The following is a 17,134-nucleotide window of genomic DNA, read 5'->3' as shown; positions in this document are numbered from 1 at the left end:
GGACGTTATTCCTGCACACGGACACGGTAGAAGCGTAATCCACCACCGGCAGCGGCATCGCGGAACTCCTTCATCAAACCATCGCCTTCAATGCCAGAGGCCACGGGCGTCCAATTACCGGAACCCAGCTCGGTGCAGACTTCGATGATGTAGCGTTTGCCAGCCGCCGTGGGCCACTTGATGGCCATGTCAGCCGCGTTGGCAGCCCGGTTGGCCAGCACTGCCAGACGCGATTGCGGGTCATTGGGATGCGTGCCCGCTTTATACTCCTGCCAGTTGGGCACGCCGTCACCATCCGCATCCGCAGTAGCATGGGTGAGCAGGTTGTTGAGGGAATCAAAGTAACGCAGTTTCCAAGCATCCGGGATGCCGTCATTGGCACTGGAGGTGTTCCGGTTGGCCAGGGTGATAAGACCATCGCTAAGCACTTTGGGGAACAAGCCCAAGCCATTGGGCGAGGCCGAGAAGGCAGCAATGCGCACGCGGTAGGCGGAGGCGCTGTTCGCCGAGGCCGGGATGGTCACGAACAGGCGGCCCAGTTCGCCCGAAGCCGCCATGCCGCGGGTGTTGTCCAGCCACGCGGCGGCAAAGTCATTCACACCGCGGCTGTAATTCAACCCCGGTTGGCCGAAGGCAACATTCGGCTCAAAGCGGATGGGCGCGGTTATGGCGGGCGAGCCATCCAGCGCTTCCACCACCAATCGCAGCATAAATACCCTTAGCGGCGCGCCACCTTGGATATCAGCCTGGATTGGCACGGCAATTTCCTGGCCGGGCGCGGAAGGCATGACATCCGCAGCGGTAAGCCGCACCAACGGCGGCGTGCCGTCGCCGTTGTTGCGATAAGTGACCGGCTCACTCTGAGCGGCCAGGCTGCCGCGGAAGCGATTGGGCACAATTTCGTAGCGCTTCGTTCCAGTGGGCGGATTGGTGGGCCAATAACGCGCATACCACACTCGAGAGGGGTCCAACGCCCGGCGGAAGGACACAAAGATGTCATTCACATCGAGCACCCCATCGCCCCAGGCAATGCGGTCAATCAAAGTGTCAATGCCGCTATTGGCATAGAAGGCCGGGTTCCCTGACTGATTCACGCCGTTGGTATCCACGCAACATGAATCCATGGCATCAAAGAAATCAGACGTTGGCGGGGGCCGGTTTAACCCATAGGTCGTCGTTTGGAAGACCTGCATCAAATCCGCGCTCAAGATGTTGGAATCCCCAAAATCCCCGGCGTTAAACCAGCCAAAAGGCATGCAATCGCCCACAATGTAAGGGAAGGAGGCCATGTTCAATTCCCGCACGCAGCGATTGGTGGGGGCTTCGATGAACACATCGGTTTGAATGCCGTCTGCCGTGGCCGAAGGCCGGCCCAGGCTCACCAGGTAGCGGCTGTCTGGCTGCGCGGTCAGGGGCACGGTGAAGCGAAATCCGCCCACAATCACCTTGCGGCCAGCGCTTTCAAACAAGGTGTTGTGCGCGATGGAGTACTGAATCAGATGTTGCTTGAGCGTGTCATACAGGTTGGTCATCTGATTGCGTTCCATATATCCCAACATGAGCAAGCCCGTGCTGTGATTGGTCATGTACAAGTTGGTAAAACCAGAAAGTGCCAGGAATGCCGGAGGAATGGGCACAAAAAACACGCCGGCCGGGGTCTCCACGCGGCGCATGAGCATGCTTTCAAAGCCCAGCGTGGCATTATTGACGGCTGGCGCCAGACCCAGGTTGGTCACAGCGGCATTGAACTGCAAAGAGTACATCTTCTGACCTTCCAGTATTTCCAGCGTCACCGGCGCCACGAACTGCTGGCCAGGGGCGCCCAGGAAACGGCTGTAGCCTTCTCCACCATCAAATCCAAGGGTCAATTTGTTGGCGGTGAAGTTGAGGGCAGACAAAACTTTGATCACCGTTTCGCTAGGTTGGTACCGGTCCCGGAAAGCTTTGATTTTAAGGACAGTGTTGGTCTCGCTGCGCGGGAGGGAAATAACCCCCCCGTCAAACACCGGGCCAAAATTTTGCGGGCCGGGGCCATCCACCGGCTCCATCCCGTTGGTGGTGTAGAACATTCGCGCGCCAAAGGTGATGTTGTTCACCGGTAGATAAGCCGCATTGTCACCCGTAATGCCAGGGGTGGCGGTTTTGAAGATAAACTGGGCCATAACCACATCACTGGCCTGCCGACCTTGGGCAGAGCTCCTTGCCTTGATAATGAAATTGGGTGCTGCCTCCACCACCGAGGGCGGCAGGGTAAGCTGCCCAGTTTGAAAAGCGGGTGGCGTGCTGCCCACTCCCGGTCCGGGGTCGGGAATCACGTTGTTGATGTCAAGGGGGTCGGAGGGGGTTGCCCCGGTGGTAAAGAAGGTTTGTACGCCCACCTCACCCTCAATGCCAATCACCTCGTCATTATTGAACGTAATGGAAGTTACCGGCGTCAACACCGCCACGCGGCCCGCCGGTGTATCCTGCAATCGAATGTAACCAATGCGTGGATTTTGCACGCGTGGCTGCGGAGGCATGGTTTGCACGCGGCGGATGGCTGAGTTGCCGCGATCCACCACCAGAATGCCCTCCGCGGTGGTGTCCCGGCACAAACCCACCGGCGAATTGAAGCGGGCGCTCAACGGAGCGCCGTTGATAAAACCACTGGCGTTTTCGCCCAGGCCGCCCGCCACGGTCGTGATGGTATAGCCGCCATACACGGTGTTGGTATAAAGGCGGCGCAAGGAATGGTTGGCGGTGTCGCTGATGACCAAACCGGTGTTGCCCCCCACCCACAACAAACCGCGGGGATTATTAAACCGCGCGTCTGGCCCCTGTTCGGCGTCCACCGCGCCGGTGGTGTTCAACAGACCGGCCACCACCTGGGGCGCGCCCACCATGGTCACACCCAGTCCAGTCCCGGTGGTTTGAACACGTTGGATGACATGATTGCGGGTGTCGGCCACCCAAACTTCTCCGTTGTCACCCACCGCCACGGCGGCCGGGCCGTTAAAACCGCCAGCCAGCGTGGCGACGGTGTTATTGGTGAAGAGTATCTTGACCGAGCCGCTGCCTGAGTCGGCAATATAAATGTTGCCGCTGGCATCTCTGGCCAAACCCACCGGGTAGCTCAACCCCGTGGCCAGCGTGGAGACCATCCCACTCCAGGTTACCAGGCGGATGGCATTGTTGCCCGAATCGGAAATGACCACTCCGCCGCGCGCCTCGTCCACCAGCAACCCCTGCGGGCTGTTGAACCGGGCGGCGGTGCCCTGGGCATCCACCCAGCCGGAAACGCCCGTCAGACTGCCCGCCAGCACCGTGGAAACTCCCGTGCCCGGGTGGAAACGCACCACCTGGTTGTTCACGCTGGCGGTGATGTAAATGTAATTGCCCTGAGCGCCCACGCCCATGGGTTCGCGCAAAGAGTTGGTGGAAAAAACCGTGTCCACCTGCTGGGCGCCAACATGGCTTGCGGCCAGAACCCCTGCGGCCAGAATCGCCAGAATTGCTTTGGTCTTCATGGTCGAACTCCGTTTTTCAATGTGGTTAAGGGTCAGGCTTCAAGGCAACAAGCGCACCCGGTAGAATCTTGGTTTTCGCGGGTCCACCGGCGCGGTGATTTCCTGGTGCTGCCCGTCACCAGCAATGGTCCGCACCGCCGTCCACACGCCTGAGGTCAAATTCTCCGTGTACTCCAACTGATATGTCTTGTCCGGGGCGGTCAACAAGCTGAGCACCACTTCCTGCGGACGCGCCACGCGGCTCTGCAGCCGCAAGCGGGATTGCGCATTGGTGGGGTTGGTGCCTGCCAGATACTCCTGCCAGTTAGGCACGCCGTCGCGGTCAGGGTCCGCGCTATTGGCGGCGTCCGGGTTGTCCGGGTCGCCAAAGAAACGCCGCTTCCAATCATCCGAAATACGCACGGATTCCGCCACGGCGGGCACGCCCACAAACACCGCGCCGGGGATGCTTTCAAATTGAGGCTCGCGGAAAGGCATGGTGCGGGTGTCCCCACCGCTGCCCGCCAGGAAGCGCACCCGGTACAGCGCCCCTGCAGGAGCGCCCGCAGGCACCGTGAAGCGAATGTATCCCAGCAGCGTTTCACCCGCCGCAATGCCGGTGGGAATGAACTCCCACACGCGGTAAACCGTATCTGAAGGAACCGCGGCGTCTCCATCACTGAGCCGGGACGGCGCAGGAGCGCCATTGCGGGGCACAAAAGTCACCTGCCGCACGGGCGGCGCATCGGGGGTGGCCGGTCGTACCACGGCGCTGAAGGACATGCCGGAGAGGGTTTGCCCTTCACGCAGCCAAACGGTAACCGGTACATCCACCACCGTGCCGGGCTGGGCATTGCCCACGATGCCCGCCACGAAACGGGCGTTTTTCACCCACACACTGCCCGGCAGGGCCTCGGTGCGCACCGGCTCGCCGTCGGGCGTACCCGTCAAATTGAAAGGACCAATCACGGTCCTCAGCCCGTTGGGCATGCGCACACGGACGAAATTGTCCGCCAACACGCGACTGGCGCGCCACAACGTGACCTGCCAGTCCAGGAAACGGATTTCACCATCACCGCCCCACCCGGCTGGTGTGTCGAGCGGGAAGCTGTCCATGGCATCAAAAGCATCCGAAGTGCTGGGCGGCACCCGCAAACCCAGCGAGGCGTAAAAGGCATTGTTCACGTCGGCATTATCCAAATTGCTATCGCCAAACTCGCCGGCGTTGAACCAGCCGCTGGGCGAGCTGTCGCCTACCAGATACCCCACCGCGCCGGCGGGCAGGCTCACCGCACCCACGCCGCCATTAACGTTGGTGGCAACACCAATTCGCCCCGGAGCAGCGCCTACCACAATTTTCACGGGCGAAGCCGGACTGATGGGCAAGGTCACCTGGCCGCCATCCACCGTAGCGGAGGGATTAATAATCTGGATGGTGTATTCAGCCCCGGCCGGGGCCGTAGCAGGAATGGGCACCGCCAGCAAGTTCAACACCCCGAAACTGCTGACCACGCCGCCCAAATTGGTCCCCACCGCCGAGATGAGCAACCCACGGCGCCCGCCCAACGTGTTGGCGGGGTCTCCGTAGCCGATGGAAGACATGGTGCTGTTGGTCAGCCCCGCCAGCACAAGGAAATCATTGGTGCCAAGCTGTAACAGGCGGAATTGTTCAGACACGCTGGGGACACCCGCGGCCGCCTGTACTTCCACGCGATAAAAGACCGAGCGCATTTGCGCGCCCGGAATGAGGTTAACCACCACCGGCAGGTAAATCGTGGAGCCGGGCGAAGCAAAGTAATTGGAGGAAACGCTGGGCGTCACGCCAATGGTGTTCACTGAAGCCGGCAGGCCGCTGACCACATCACTGGCATTGGTGCCGATGAACGCCCGCACTTTCAACTTGGTGAGGTCCGCGGTGGGGTTGTTCCACCAAATGGCCCCCCGGTTGCCGGTCATGGGCACACGGGTGCTGTTGGTGGTGGGATCCGTGCCGTCCAAAGTAAAGAACACATCCGGATTCGGGCTGCCCACGATGATGATTTGACCATTCGGGAAATAGCCGGATACAGGCGAAATCACCGGTTCTTCAACATCCACCGGCTCGACCGGCACGCCACCACCGCCGCCACCACCACCGCCGGCGTTCAAGTTGAAGCCCGTGACTTCACGCACCAGATGATAGCCCAGTTCAGTGGCGTAAGCCTTGGTTCCGCCCACGATGACAATGCCCACCGGCTCACGCGCTGCCGGATAAATGGCCCAAGGGTCTGTGGGGTCAAAGGGACCGTCGGCCCAACCTTCCCAAATATTCAAGTTGTTCCAGCCACAACCATTATCGCAGCGCAACCAGTTTTCCGGCGGCACACCATAGAAGGTGGAAACCGAGCCATTGGTTTCCACCAGGCGCATGCGATGATTCAACCGGTCCGCCACAATCAACACTCCATTGGGTGCCTCGGCGATGCCTTCGGGCGCATTGAAGCGCGCCAGACCCGCCGGGCCATTGTTAAATCCTGCCACACCCGTGCCGGAATAGACCGTGCCAGCCGAAGGTGCCGCCGCCGGGTCAAACAACTTGACGACATGGTTGCCGGTGTCGCTGACAGCCAACAACCCAAAGCGCGTCACGGCAATGCCCTTGGGATTGTTCAACCCCGTGCCAATGAGCGCCGGCACCGGATTCGCCGGGGTCACCCGCACAATGGTGCCATTGGCCTGCGCCACGTAGAAATTGGTGGCGCTGTCCATGGTCATGGCATTCGGACTCACCAAGGCGGTGGTGATGACCGCCAGCAGGTTGAGATTGGTGTCGTACCGGCGAATGGCTCCATCGCCCGCGGTCAACACATAAAAAGAATTGTCCCGTCCGGTGACCACGGCCACAGGTTGATTCAAATTGGTCATCACCGTGCGGGTCTGGCCAGTGGCCAGCAACAATTTGCGGATTGCCCCGTTACCGCGGTCAGCCAGCCAGAGGTTGCCGTCCGGCCCAACGACCGGGCTTAAGGGCGTGTTGAACATGGCATCCTCAAGGGTGCGCCCGTCCACGTAACCATACGGCACCCCATACACATCCGCGTGGCCACCGCCCAAAGTGCGGACGGTAACTTGCGCGCGCAGGCCGGAGGCCAGGCAGACCAGGGCTGCCAGCCACACCGCCTGCCGCACCCAGCCAGCCGGCTGGCGTCGGGGGACGCATCCGGCAAGAGCGGAAACAGCAGTTTTCATAAGCATTTTTAAGTTGCGGTGGTTTTTGGCCAAAGTTTGGTCAAGTCCCACGTCCCCCTTAGAACAAGGGCCGATACTTGCTCGCCGGCGCACCCGTGTCCCAGGCCGGTTCATCCAAATCCGGCGGGAATTGCGGTTTGGTCTTGAGGAAGTCGCTCGGGGTGGGCTGGAAATCTCCATCAGTCACCAGGCTGGGCGTGACAAAGATGAGCATGTTGCGGCGGCTGCGCGATTTGGAATCCTTGCGGAAGAGCAGCCCCAGGCCGGGCACATCGCCCAGCACCGGCACTTTGTTGTAGGCCTTGCTGATTTCATCCGTGACCAAACCGCCCAGCACCAGGGTATTGCCGCTGGGGACGGTGGCCACGGTGTTGAGTTTCTGGCGGCGGAAGATGGGCGACTCGTTCACTTTGCCGCCCAGGAGTTTGCGCTCCACACCTTCCACGGCGCTGACTTCCGGCCGCAAATCCATGTGGATGTCAGACTTGCCCACCTGCCGGGGGGTGACCAGCAATTTGATGCCCACCTCGTTGAGAATGGTCTCGCGGCCGGTGGCGGCGTCCCGCACACCCAAATCATAACGCGGCTTCACCGTGCTCGCCTGTTGGATGCCGCCCTGCACGTTGCCCTGCTCTTCCTCAAATATCGGCACGTTGCGGATGCTCGACAGTTCAACCGACGTGCCGTCCATGGCCACGGCGCGCGGTTGCGCAATAAACTTGGTGTCGTTTTCCGTGTTCAGGAAGGACAGCACTGCCTTCACACCGTCCGCGCTCAGGAACGCGGCATGGGGATAAAAACCGCGCACCGTATCCACGCTCAACCCGCCCGTGAGGGTGTCCAAGTTGTTTGCCCGCCCAAACACCGTGTCCATGACGGTGGAGGCGGAATAAGCGGGAGTGGAAACCGCGCCGGCGCCGGGCGCGCCGCTGGGCAGGCTGGGACTGGCGCCCGAAGGTGTCCCGGGCACGGTGGTGGAGGTGGTGCCCTTGGTGAAACCATTGCCGAAGGTGAAATTCTGAGCTTCCAGCGTGCCGGTCCAATCAATGCCCTTGATGGACTTGGGATTCTTGGCGGTTTCAATGAACTGGGCCTCGATGAGAATTTGCGGCACAGCGGTGTCCACCCGCGCGATGATGTTGGACACGCTGGCAAATTCAGTCTCGGTGACCAGCATGATGAGCTTGTTGCCGCGCACATCGGCTTGAATCTGGCTGCGGCTGCTCAACGTGGGCTTGATCAGATTCACCATGTTGGTGGGGTGGGTGTACTCCAGCTTGACCATCTTGAGCACCAGCGGCTCCTGCACGGTCGGATCCTTGATGGTGATGCGCACCACCTTGGTGTTGGGATCGGGAATGGCCACGTAGCCATAGTTGTCCAACACCGCCACCAAGGCCTGGCGGGCCGTGAGGTTGCGCCATTTGATGTTGACCACACGCAACGGTTTCCGATCCGGGCCGTAGATGGTTTCCAAGATTTTTGCGTCAATGTGGATGTTCAACCCGGCCTGCGTGGCCAGGTCATTCAACACCACATCTATGGCCGTGTCCTGGTACTCCACTTTTTCCGCCACCTCCTCGTTGTTCGCCCCCGTCAGGAGCACGGAGTTTTGTTGAGCCATGCAGGCGGCACTCCACAAGGCCACCCCCACGACAAGCAGGACTTTGATTTTCGTTTTCATCGCGCGTGTTGTTGGTTGTTTGGCTTTCCTGACATCCACATACATCCATCCCTGCCCGCACCGCCGGCTTCATCCGGCGGCAGGCCACCCCTGCCGGCCATGTCTTCACCCTTTTGCTGGCCGCGATTATCGCCCGCTCAGCGGGATTTCCCGCGTCTCGGTCTTGCCGTCCTCCAGCCAGAGGGTCACCCGGACTGCATCGCCCAGGATTTCATCGAGCCGGATTTTGACGGGGCCATCCGGAGTATTCACCCGGCCGGTTTCACCCTTCAAAAAAGAAACGTTGTTAATCACGGCCGTGCGACGGCCACCAATACCGCTTAAATCCAATTTATATTCCCGCCGAGGCACCGGGGGGGGCGTGGTGGTTTCCACCGGCCTGGTAGTGCCGGTGGTTGGAGGGGTCTCCACCGGTTTCACCTCTTTTTTGGGCGGCGGCGGCGCCCAGCGCCCATTCCTTGTAGAATGCGGAAAGAAGGGATCTCGCCCAAAACCGGGATCGGCCGGGTCCCAAATAAAGACAGATTTGGGCGGCTCAAAGGGCACTGGCACAGCTACTGCCGCCGTGCCGGAGGCGGTTTTATTGGTGGCTGCGGCCGGCGCCGTGCCCGCCGCGTGGACCAGCAGGCCGGCCCCACATAAAGCCGCCAGCACCAGCGCGGCGCGCATCCAGGACGAGGGGGTGGGAAAAGCAGTTTTCATGGGTTGGGCTTGACAAGGGTGACAATCTCCACCTCAAAACTCAGCTTCTCGGAAGCGGCCGTCTCCAGGGCGCCGGCTGACAGGGAGAATTGACGCACCCGCATGAAGGGGAACTGTGTCTCAAAATCAGCCAGAAAACGCCCAAAATCGTGATAATGCGCAAAACCCCGCACGCTGAAAACCGCGGTGCTGTACGGAAACTTGCCCAGCATCCCCAGAGGGGCGGCGCGGTCCCGCCCAATTTCGACAATGTCTATGCGGGCGGCATGTTGCGAGCGGAATTGCTGGAAAAGCGTAATGAAAGTGGAATACACCTGGTTGGTGGGCATCAAATCCCGCTCCAATTCCGCCAGTTGATTTGTGGCCTCGGCCAGCATTTGCAGTTTTATTTTTTCGTCCTTGATGTCCCGCTCCGCGCGGGCCACCAGGTTTTGCGCATCGCTCAATTCCTTGTCCACTTTGGCAATTTTTGCCTGCTGTCCGGTAATCACCAGCAAGTAAAGTGCCACGATGACCAGCACCGCACCAATCAGCACGGCAATCACCTGCTGTTGTTTCTCTTTGGAAAGCTTCATGGTTAACGGCTTTTTTCCCGGAATTTCTCCGCAAACTGAAATTGCATGACAAAGATACGGAACGGCCGCGAGCCGGGCTGCAACGGGTCCGCAGCCCCGAGCGTGAGATTGTTCAACGTCGCAGGATTGCGCGGGTCCAGCAAGCTCTTGAAGAAGGGGGCTTCCGTCACCGCATCCTGAAACTTCTTGTAATTGTTGTCCACCTCCTGGCCGTAATCGCGCGCTTCCACCACGATGCGATTGCGCTCGCCGATGCCCTCGGGACGCGCCGGCGTGATGACCTGCCCGGCGGCATTGGTGACTGCCTTGACGGCTGGCAGCTCCACGAATTGCTGTTCGGTCTGCAGTCGGTTGAACGTGATGTTGGTGGCGAAACTATTGGTGGATACCTGCGCCAGCGCATTCAACACCGGCGCCCACAAAAAGCGGTTGGTCGCGTAGTAATGCAACCGTTCAATCTTTTGCCGCGCCTCGACCGCCAGCAGGTCATTGCGTTTGATTTGTTCATGCCGGGGTTTGAGCTGCTCCAATTTTTGCCGCGTGGCGGCCAGTTCACTTTCCTTGGCCTTGGCCTGCCAGATGAGGGTGCCAGTCCACGCCACCACGACAATGACCAGACCCACCGCGCCAAGGATGATTCGCTTGACAGGGTCCTTGCGGCGCAGCTCCTCCTCCGCCTGCGCTTCGGCCAGCAAATTGATGCGAATTGGCATATCCCTTAAAAGCTGCGTTGCCGTTGCTTTAATTCATCCCGCTGGCGGCCGCCCCCACCGCCACCGCCAGTCGCGGGGCGACGCTCTCGGCCATGGCCAGCGCCTCGCCGGTCAGGGCCAAATGAAAACCACCAATGGGATTCCACCGCTTGCATGGCACCATCAATTCGTTTTGGAGACATTGCACCAGAAAATCAGAGCTGGCGGATGCCCCCGAAACAAAAACCTGGCTCACCGTCTTATCCTCCTGATGCTCAAAAAAGTCAATAGAGGCCCGCAATTCCCGGCCCAGCGGAATGATGAGTGGCTCCAGCTCCGCCCCGACTTCTTCCGGGATGCCAATCTTGATGCCTTCGGCCTCGGCGTAGGTGATGCCCTTGGATTCAGCCAGCCCGGCAGTGATTTTATCGCCGCCAATGCCCACCACGCGGCTGAGCACCATCTCGCCCATGGACAAGATGGAGATGGAAGTGTTTTTGAACCCAATATCCACCAGAGCCACCACTTCCTTGGCAAATACCTCGGGCATTGCCACTTCAAAGGCGTTGATGGGGCCAATCAATCCGGGCACCACCATGTCCGGCACATACCCGGCGGTCTTAATCGCCGCCACCACGTCATTCAACAACGTCTGCTTGGTGCCGCCGGCCAGGACTTTGACTTTGGGCACGCCCTTTTTTTCTCCGCCCATGTCTCCTTTAGGGGGCAGAATGTAACAATCCCAGACGTGGCCGGGATAATCCTGCTGCAAATAACCCTTGGAATTGAATTTAAGCATCTGCCGCATCTCGGGCAGGCCCTGCATGGGCAGTTCCGCCTGGCGCACCACTGCATCGGTGACTCCCAAGGCCAGAATGATTTGTTTAGTGCGTGCCCCCAGCGCAGGAATGACCTGCTTCAAGTGTTCAGCCAGAATCTCGGAAGAAAGGGATTTCTCATAAATGGGGGCATCCTGCAGGGTGTAAGCAGCCAGGGAATAATTACCTCCCCGTCGCTGTAAGTAAACGGCTTTGGTCGTTCTCACCCCCAGGTCCACCGCCACTATGTGATCACGTTGTTTGGCCGAACTTTTGAGAAATGGCAAAGCCATGGCTATTCGTTTAGCATTATTTTAGAACTCTTTGCAAGCGTCAATTTCGCCCGTTTTTCGCATAACCCACACTTGCCAAGCAGGCTGCCTGCCAACCTGCCTCACCCTCAGAACAACAAAAAGCTTTCCGGCCCAACCCCTGCTGAAATACACTGAACGGCACAAAGTATTAGCATTATTTTCACATGACGCCAACTCCTTTCTCCATTTATCGGGCCGGTCTGACGAGTATTTTAACCGTGGTGGCGGCCCTCCTCCTGCCCCTGGCCAGCGCCTCCGCCGCCGACAACGCACCCAAATCCCCTGCCCCCACCGCGGCGGCCGCTCCTGCCAAACGCAATCCGCCCTTTGTGGGGATTGTCCAGAAAGTGGACACGCAATCCGGCACCTTGACCCTCAATGGCAAGGACGGCGGCCGGGTCTTTCACGTCAATGCCGAAACGCGCATTACGAAAAACGGCCAGCCGGCCACCCTCAAGGAGGCGCGGGTGGGGGAAGAAGCCGCAGGCACGTTCAAAGATGCGGAGGGGCGGCGTTACGCGGTGACTTTACGGCTGGGCCCCAAGCCGGACGCCACCTCGCCGACAAAGAAATGAAGGGAGAAAAAACAGGCCCTGCGCCTGCGGCTGGAAAGTTATTCCTCGTCGAATTTGCGCTTGATGAGTTCCTCAAGCGTCTGGATGGCCTCTGCCGCATCATCGCCAGAGGCGTGGACGTGCAGGCGGCTGCCATAGCCGGCGGCCAGCATCATCATGCCCATGATGCTCTTGCCATTGACGGTTTCCCCGTCCTTTTCCACGAGGATTTCCGAACGAAACTGGCTGGCCTTCTTAACAAACATGGCCGCCGGCCGGGCATGAATGCCCAACTTGTTGGTGACCACCATTTCCTTGGTGATCTCGCCCGGTCCGGATTTTTTGGTCTTGCTCATGTTTGCCCTAAAACTCAAGGCCATGCAGGTTTGGCTTGCCTCCATGGCCGCATCAAGCCGGCTTTAATTGCCGCGTCCACGCGATCTTGTCAACTGTTTTTTCGGCCCCTCACCACTTCTTTGTTGGGACATGATCTCAATCAGGTGCTTGTTCAACTCTTCCGCCGGATTGTAACCAGCAGCTTTTAATTTGGTATGAAAAGCCGCCACTTCAATCAGCCGGGCCAAATCCCGGCCCGGACGCACCGGGATGACCATATGGGGAATCTGCACCCCTAAAATCGTGGTGTAATCGTCATTCATCCCCACCCTTTCCACGTCCGGAACCTTCTCCCAGGGCATCAGGGTGACCACCAAATCCACCCGCTTTTCCTGGCGGATGCTGCGCACGCCAAACATCTTGGCCACGTTAATAATGCCAATGCCCCGCACCTCCATGAAATCGCGGGTCTTTTCATCGGAGGACCCCAGCACCTCATGCCCCTCCACGAGCGTCACCCGCGTGACATCATCCGACACCAGGCTGTAACCCCGCTCAATCAGTGCCAGCACGCATTCGCTTTTGCCGATGCCGCTTTCGCCCCGGATGATGACGCCCACCCCCAGAATGTCCACCATGCTGCCCATCTCCGTGCCGTGGGGAGCAAACAAATATTCCAGGCCGATGGTGGCTTTGTTGATGAAAGTTACCGTGGCCAGATGCGTGCGGAAGATGGGCACCTGGCGCTCCTGGGCCATGGCCAGAAACCGGTCATCGGGATGCAGGTTGCGCGAAAAAACCACGCAAGGGATGCGAAACGAAAACAGCCGCTCATAACTGGCCTGCCGCTCCTGCTCGGAACGCGAGCGCAAAAAGTATGTCTCGGCATTCCCAATGACCTGCACGCGCTTGTAGGAGAAATATTCGGTAAAACCGGCCAGCACCAGGCCGGGCCGGTTGATGGTCGGCTCGGGAATAATACGGGAAACGCCCCGGTTGCCGGCGATGAGCTTGAGTCCCAGCTCCTCGTGGTATTCGTCAAAGAACCGCTTAACAGTGATGGTTTCGCGCCGCATGTTAGAGATTGAATTCGGGCCCCAGGTAGATTTCCCGCGCCTGCGGATCGTTGGTCAGGTAGTCGGCATCACCGTGGCACAACACCCGGCCTTTGTGGATGATGTAGCCACGGTCAATCAATTTCAGCAGCTCACGCACGTTGTGATCAGTGATCAATATGCCCAAACCACGTTCTTTCAAGCGGCGGATGATCTTTTGTACTTCGTACACCGCAATCGGGTCAATGCCAACAAAGGGTTCATCCAGCAGCAGCAGCCGGGGGCTGGTCACCAGGGCGCGCGTAATTTCCAGGCGCCGCTTCTCTCCCCCGCTCAGCGTGTAGGCCGGATTTTTCGCCAGCGGAGTCAAATCCAGCTCCTCCAGCAGGTACTTCAGCCGCGTTTGGCGTTCCACGGGGTCCAAATTGCACACCTCCAAGATGGCCAGGATGTTCTCTTCCACCGTCAATTTGCGAAACACCGACGGCTCCTGGGTCAAATACCCCATGCCCAGCCGCGCCCGCTGGTGCACCGCCAGACGGCTGATTTCCTGACCGTCAAAAAAAATTCGGCCTTCGTCCGGGCGAATCACCCCCACCACCATGTTAAAGGTGGTGGTCTTGCCCGCGCCATTCGGCCCCATCAACCCCACAATTTCACCGGGATTCACCTCCAACGAAACGCCGTCCACCACCCGGCGTCCCCGATAAACCTTCACCAACTGTTCTGTGCCTAAAAGTGCCATGCGTTCATTGCCCCCTTCAAGGCTGTCCCGGCAGGCGCAGCGGCCCTGTGGGACGTATCCGAAACGGGCCGCGTCCCCGGAAGGTTTGCGCCTCGCGGTTCCAAATCAGGACCTCCGCCCCCTCAATTTCCAGCCGGCGCGGCGTGCCATTGGTGCGGGCCGCGCGCTCTTCCACCAACAACAGGCTCGGCTGCCCCCGCAATTCAAAATCTTTGGAGGCGCCATGGTACAACCCCAGCGCACCCGTGGCGCGGCTGGCGCCCTGGGTAATGACCACCGCCTCCCGCGCTTCCAGGCTTTGCAAAGTGTTGGAGGGACTGAAGGTAATGTCCACCTCCCCGCATTGCATCTGCCACGGGGGCAGGTTGGTGGTGTACCCCTGCTCCACCCGCACCTCGCGGCGGGCCTGCAAACGCTCCACCCGGTTGCTCGCCCCCAGCCACAGCCGCGCCGATTCCGCCGCCAACGTCCAAGCCACCTGCGTCAAATTGGAATGCAATTGAACAGCATGCACACCGCCGCCAGCCTGGGCTTCCACTGCCTCGCCGGTGACGGGATTCAAGCGCAAACTGGCCTGCTGGCTGGCCAGATGCCACAGGCCGCTGCGCTGGGTGCCTCCTCCGATTTGGCGCAAGGTCACTTGTTGCTCCACCTGCACTCGCTCCACCTGGTTGGTGCGCCCCGCCGCCATCCCCAGCGTCAACCGCTCACCCGTCAACGCCCAGGCGGGCGTGCGCTCGTCTCCCGGCAGCGTTTCCAGATAGACGCGCTGCTCAGCCAAGGCGTTTTCCAACTGCTGTTGGGCGTTCAAGCCCAAAATCAGCCGCTCACATTGTAATTTCCATGCAGGACGGTTGGTGGCCGCCGGCGGCAAGCGTGCAGGCTCCAGCCGGATGTTGCCCACCGCCACCAGCCGCGAGGCGCGCTGGCCGTCTGGCGCCATTTCCACCGTCAATCCCGCACATTGCAAGCGCCAAGGAATATCCGCCGCCCCCGCCGCCAACCGTTGTTCTGCCGAAACTCCTCCTTCCCACTGAATGGCTTGCATTTGCCGGGTGCGCGGGTCTTGCCGCAGCCGCAATTGAGGCCCTTCCATGCGCCATTGGGCATCTTCCGCCACCACCCGGCCGCGAAAGGCCGCATAATCATCCGCCAAATCGTATTCGTCGGCCTGCACGGTCAAAGCTTGTTCCGCCCCTGTCCCGCTACCCGCACGCCGCAAGACGACCTGTCCTCCCCCCCGCCCGGAAAAGACGTTGGCGGGGCGTTCCCAGGCCAACTCAGCCGCTTTGCCCTCGGCGGATTCAGTTCGCCACCAGGGATTGCCCTGAATGCGCGCCACTCCGCTGGTGGAAGTGCCGGAAAATGAGAGGGACTCCCCGCCCGCCTTCAAGTCCCCACGGCTTATGCTTACCCCCCCTGTGGCATGCAAGGTAGTGAGCGGGCGATTGGAGGCTGGCAGTTGAACTGAAAATGACGGGGCCGTCAGTTCCAGTACCTGAGCCGCCTGGTTGGTCGTGGGCGGCTGGGGAGCAGCCGATTCCCGCAGCCGGGTGCGAGCCTGGCCCATGGCGTGCACCTCGTCCTTGCTGCGATTGAACACCAGCCGCTCGGCCTGGCCACTCATCTGACCGGTTTCCCACCGGGCGCCGCGTTCCACCACCATGACATCGTCCACCGCCTGGTAGCGCGCCAGTTCCCCTTCCAGGCGGGCGCCGCCTTGCGTGAAGACCACCTGTTGCCGCGCTTCAATGGCTTCGACGCCTCCGCGGTTGGTGCTGAGGAAAATGGTCAACTCCCCGCAAGCGAGGGTGACCGGGGGATTGGTCGCTCCTGCGGGCAACAGCTCACGCACGCGAACGTTGCCAGCATAACGCGCCGCGGAACGCTGGCCCTCATACACCAGGGTTTGGGCGGTTAGTTCCAGGTCGTGCCGCGCCAATCCGGGCATGGCCGCCGTGCCGGGCTGGGGTTTGCCCGGCCGCAAAAGGGTGCGGACTTCGTTGGAAATGACCAGGATTTGCTCGGTCTGCCGCCAATCAAATCCCTGGCCGGTCACCCGGAGCTGGCCGTCGGTGGAAATGGCGGTCAGGGAGGCGTCGGACCACGCACGGCGGGTCGGATCATGGTACAGGCAGGCGGGCGCCTCCACAATCCACGCAGGATTGGTCTGGCCGGCGTAACTTTCAATCCGCAGGCGGTTGATATGCCACAACCCGTTGGTGCCGCTGATGGCCTCCTCCCCGTAAAGCACCGCCTTGCGCCGGTTTTGCGCATCATAGTCGGGCACGGCAAAGTTTTTCACGCGGCCCACCGGCCGCTCCTGTGCCAGAAGGGAGGCCGCCAGGAGTCCTCCCCACAGCCATGCCCACCCTCCTCGGCAATGCTGAGCAGCGGGTGCGTTCATGCGGAGTATTCCCGCAGCAGGGTTTCCCATTTGCCCTGGGCTTTGAGCAACAGCTCAATGACTTCTCGCACCGCACCGCGCCCGCCTGGTTTGCGGGTGACATAATGCGCCAGGGCCAGCGCCTCCGGCAAACTATCCGGCACGCAAACCGCCACGCCGGCGCGGCGCAAAGCGCCCAAGTCCACAATGTCATCCCCCATGTAACACACCTCCTCCCACGTGCAACCCGCCTGCCGCAAAATGTTTTCAATGGCATCCACCTTGGGGGCGCGATCCTGATATAAAAAATCCACCTTTAATTCCTGCGCCCGGCGGGTGGTCGCCGGAGAGGGGCGGGCCGAAATCCACCCCACCTTGATGCCGCCATGCTCGCGGAGCAGCCGCGTGCCCAGCCCATCAAAAACGTGGAATTGTTTGACTTCATCCTCGCCATTCATGAGGACGGTGCCGTCAGTGAGGATGCCGTCCACATCACATAAAAAGAGCCGCACTTTTTTCAGGCGGGCCGTCAATTCTTCCGGAGCTAGCATGGGCAGGGT

Annotated in this window: 13 protein-coding genes; 1 reads left to right on the top strand and 12 read right to left on the bottom strand. The window is 60.3% G+C overall.

The window, feature by feature from the left end:
• Positions 1–5: 5 nt before the first annotated feature.
• The 7 genes from NXS98_RS02200 to pilM all read right to left on the bottom strand — a co-directional run bounded on the left by NXS98_RS02200 (position 6) and on the right by pilM (position 11,477).
• Positions 6–3,506: an NHL repeat-containing protein gene (locus NXS98_RS02200; protein WP_283846832.1), complete on the bottom strand. Its 3,501-nt coding sequence runs from the start codon at positions 3,504–3,506 to the stop codon at positions 6–8.
• A gap of 39 nt (positions 3,507–3,545) precedes the next feature.
• Positions 3,546–6,713: a hypothetical protein gene (locus NXS98_RS02195; protein WP_283846831.1), complete on the bottom strand. Its 3,168-nt coding sequence runs from the start codon at positions 6,711–6,713 to the stop codon at positions 3,546–3,548.
• 58 nt (positions 6,714–6,771) lie between these two features.
• On the bottom strand, positions 6,772–8,397 hold the full coding sequence (locus NXS98_RS02190; RefSeq protein ID WP_283846830.1) for a type II secretion system protein GspD: 1,626 nt from the start codon (positions 8,395–8,397) through the stop codon (positions 6,772–6,774).
• Between the two features lie 126 nt (positions 8,398–8,523).
• Positions 8,524–9,099 (bottom strand): hypothetical protein, encoded by a 576-nt coding sequence (locus NXS98_RS02185; protein WP_283846829.1) that lies wholly within the window; start codon positions 9,097–9,099, stop codon positions 8,524–8,526.
• On the bottom strand, positions 9,096–9,674 hold the full coding sequence (locus NXS98_RS02180) for a hypothetical protein (protein WP_283846828.1): 579 nt from the start codon (positions 9,672–9,674) through the stop codon (positions 9,096–9,098). Before NXS98_RS02180 ends, NXS98_RS02185 begins: the two co-directional genes overlap by 4 nt.
• A 2-nt stretch (positions 9,675–9,676) precedes the next feature.
• Complete coding sequence (locus NXS98_RS02175) at positions 9,677–10,387, bottom strand: PilN family protein (protein ID WP_283846827.1); 711 nt, start codon at positions 10,385–10,387, stop codon at positions 9,677–9,679.
• A 28-nt stretch (positions 10,388–10,415) separates the two neighbouring features.
• Positions 10,416–11,477, bottom strand: a complete 1,062-nt coding sequence (gene pilM / locus NXS98_RS02170) for a pilus assembly protein PilM (RefSeq protein WP_283846826.1) — start codon at positions 11,475–11,477, stop codon at positions 10,416–10,418.
• A gap of 185 nt (positions 11,478–11,662) precedes the next feature.
• On the opposite strand from pilM, the gene NXS98_RS02165 reads away from it, so the two are divergent.
• Positions 11,663–12,073: a hypothetical protein gene (locus tag NXS98_RS02165; RefSeq protein WP_283846825.1), complete on the top strand. Its 411-nt coding sequence runs from the start codon at positions 11,663–11,665 to the stop codon at positions 12,071–12,073.
• Between the two features lie 38 nt (positions 12,074–12,111).
• Here NXS98_RS02165 and NXS98_RS02160 read toward each other — a convergent pair whose 3' ends face one another.
• The 5 genes from NXS98_RS02160 to NXS98_RS02140 form a co-directional block, all read right to left on the bottom strand.
• Positions 12,112–12,408 (bottom strand): HPr family phosphocarrier protein, encoded by a 297-nt coding sequence (locus tag NXS98_RS02160; protein WP_283846824.1) that lies wholly within the window; start codon positions 12,406–12,408, stop codon positions 12,112–12,114.
• Positions 12,409–12,471: 63 nt separating this feature from the next.
• Positions 12,472–13,464 carry an HPr(Ser) kinase/phosphatase gene (gene hprK, locus NXS98_RS02155; RefSeq protein ID WP_283846823.1) on the bottom strand — a complete coding sequence of 331 codons (993 nt, stop codon included), beginning with the start codon at positions 13,462–13,464 and terminating at the stop codon, positions 12,472–12,474.
• Position 13,465: 1 nt separating this feature from the next.
• Positions 13,466–14,188 (bottom strand): LPS export ABC transporter ATP-binding protein, encoded by a 723-nt coding sequence (gene lptB / locus NXS98_RS02150; protein WP_283846822.1) that lies wholly within the window; start codon positions 14,186–14,188, stop codon positions 13,466–13,468.
• Between the two features lie 16 nt (positions 14,189–14,204).
• On the bottom strand, positions 14,205–16,595 hold the full coding sequence (locus NXS98_RS02145; protein ID WP_283846821.1) for a hypothetical protein: 2,391 nt from the start codon (positions 16,593–16,595) through the stop codon (positions 14,205–14,207).
• Positions 16,592–17,125 (bottom strand): KdsC family phosphatase, encoded by a 534-nt coding sequence (locus tag NXS98_RS02140; protein WP_283846820.1) that lies wholly within the window; start codon positions 17,123–17,125, stop codon positions 16,592–16,594. The genes NXS98_RS02145 and NXS98_RS02140 overlap by 4 nt, the downstream gene beginning before the upstream one ends.
• Between the last annotated feature and the right edge of the window lie 9 nt (positions 17,126–17,134).

The organism is Fontisphaera persica (assembly GCF_024832785.1).
In the GTDB taxonomy this organism is placed as follows: domain Bacteria; phylum Verrucomicrobiota; class Verrucomicrobiia; order Limisphaerales; family Fontisphaeraceae; genus Fontisphaera; species Fontisphaera persica.
This window is presented reverse-complemented; position numbering and strand designations above follow the sequence as displayed.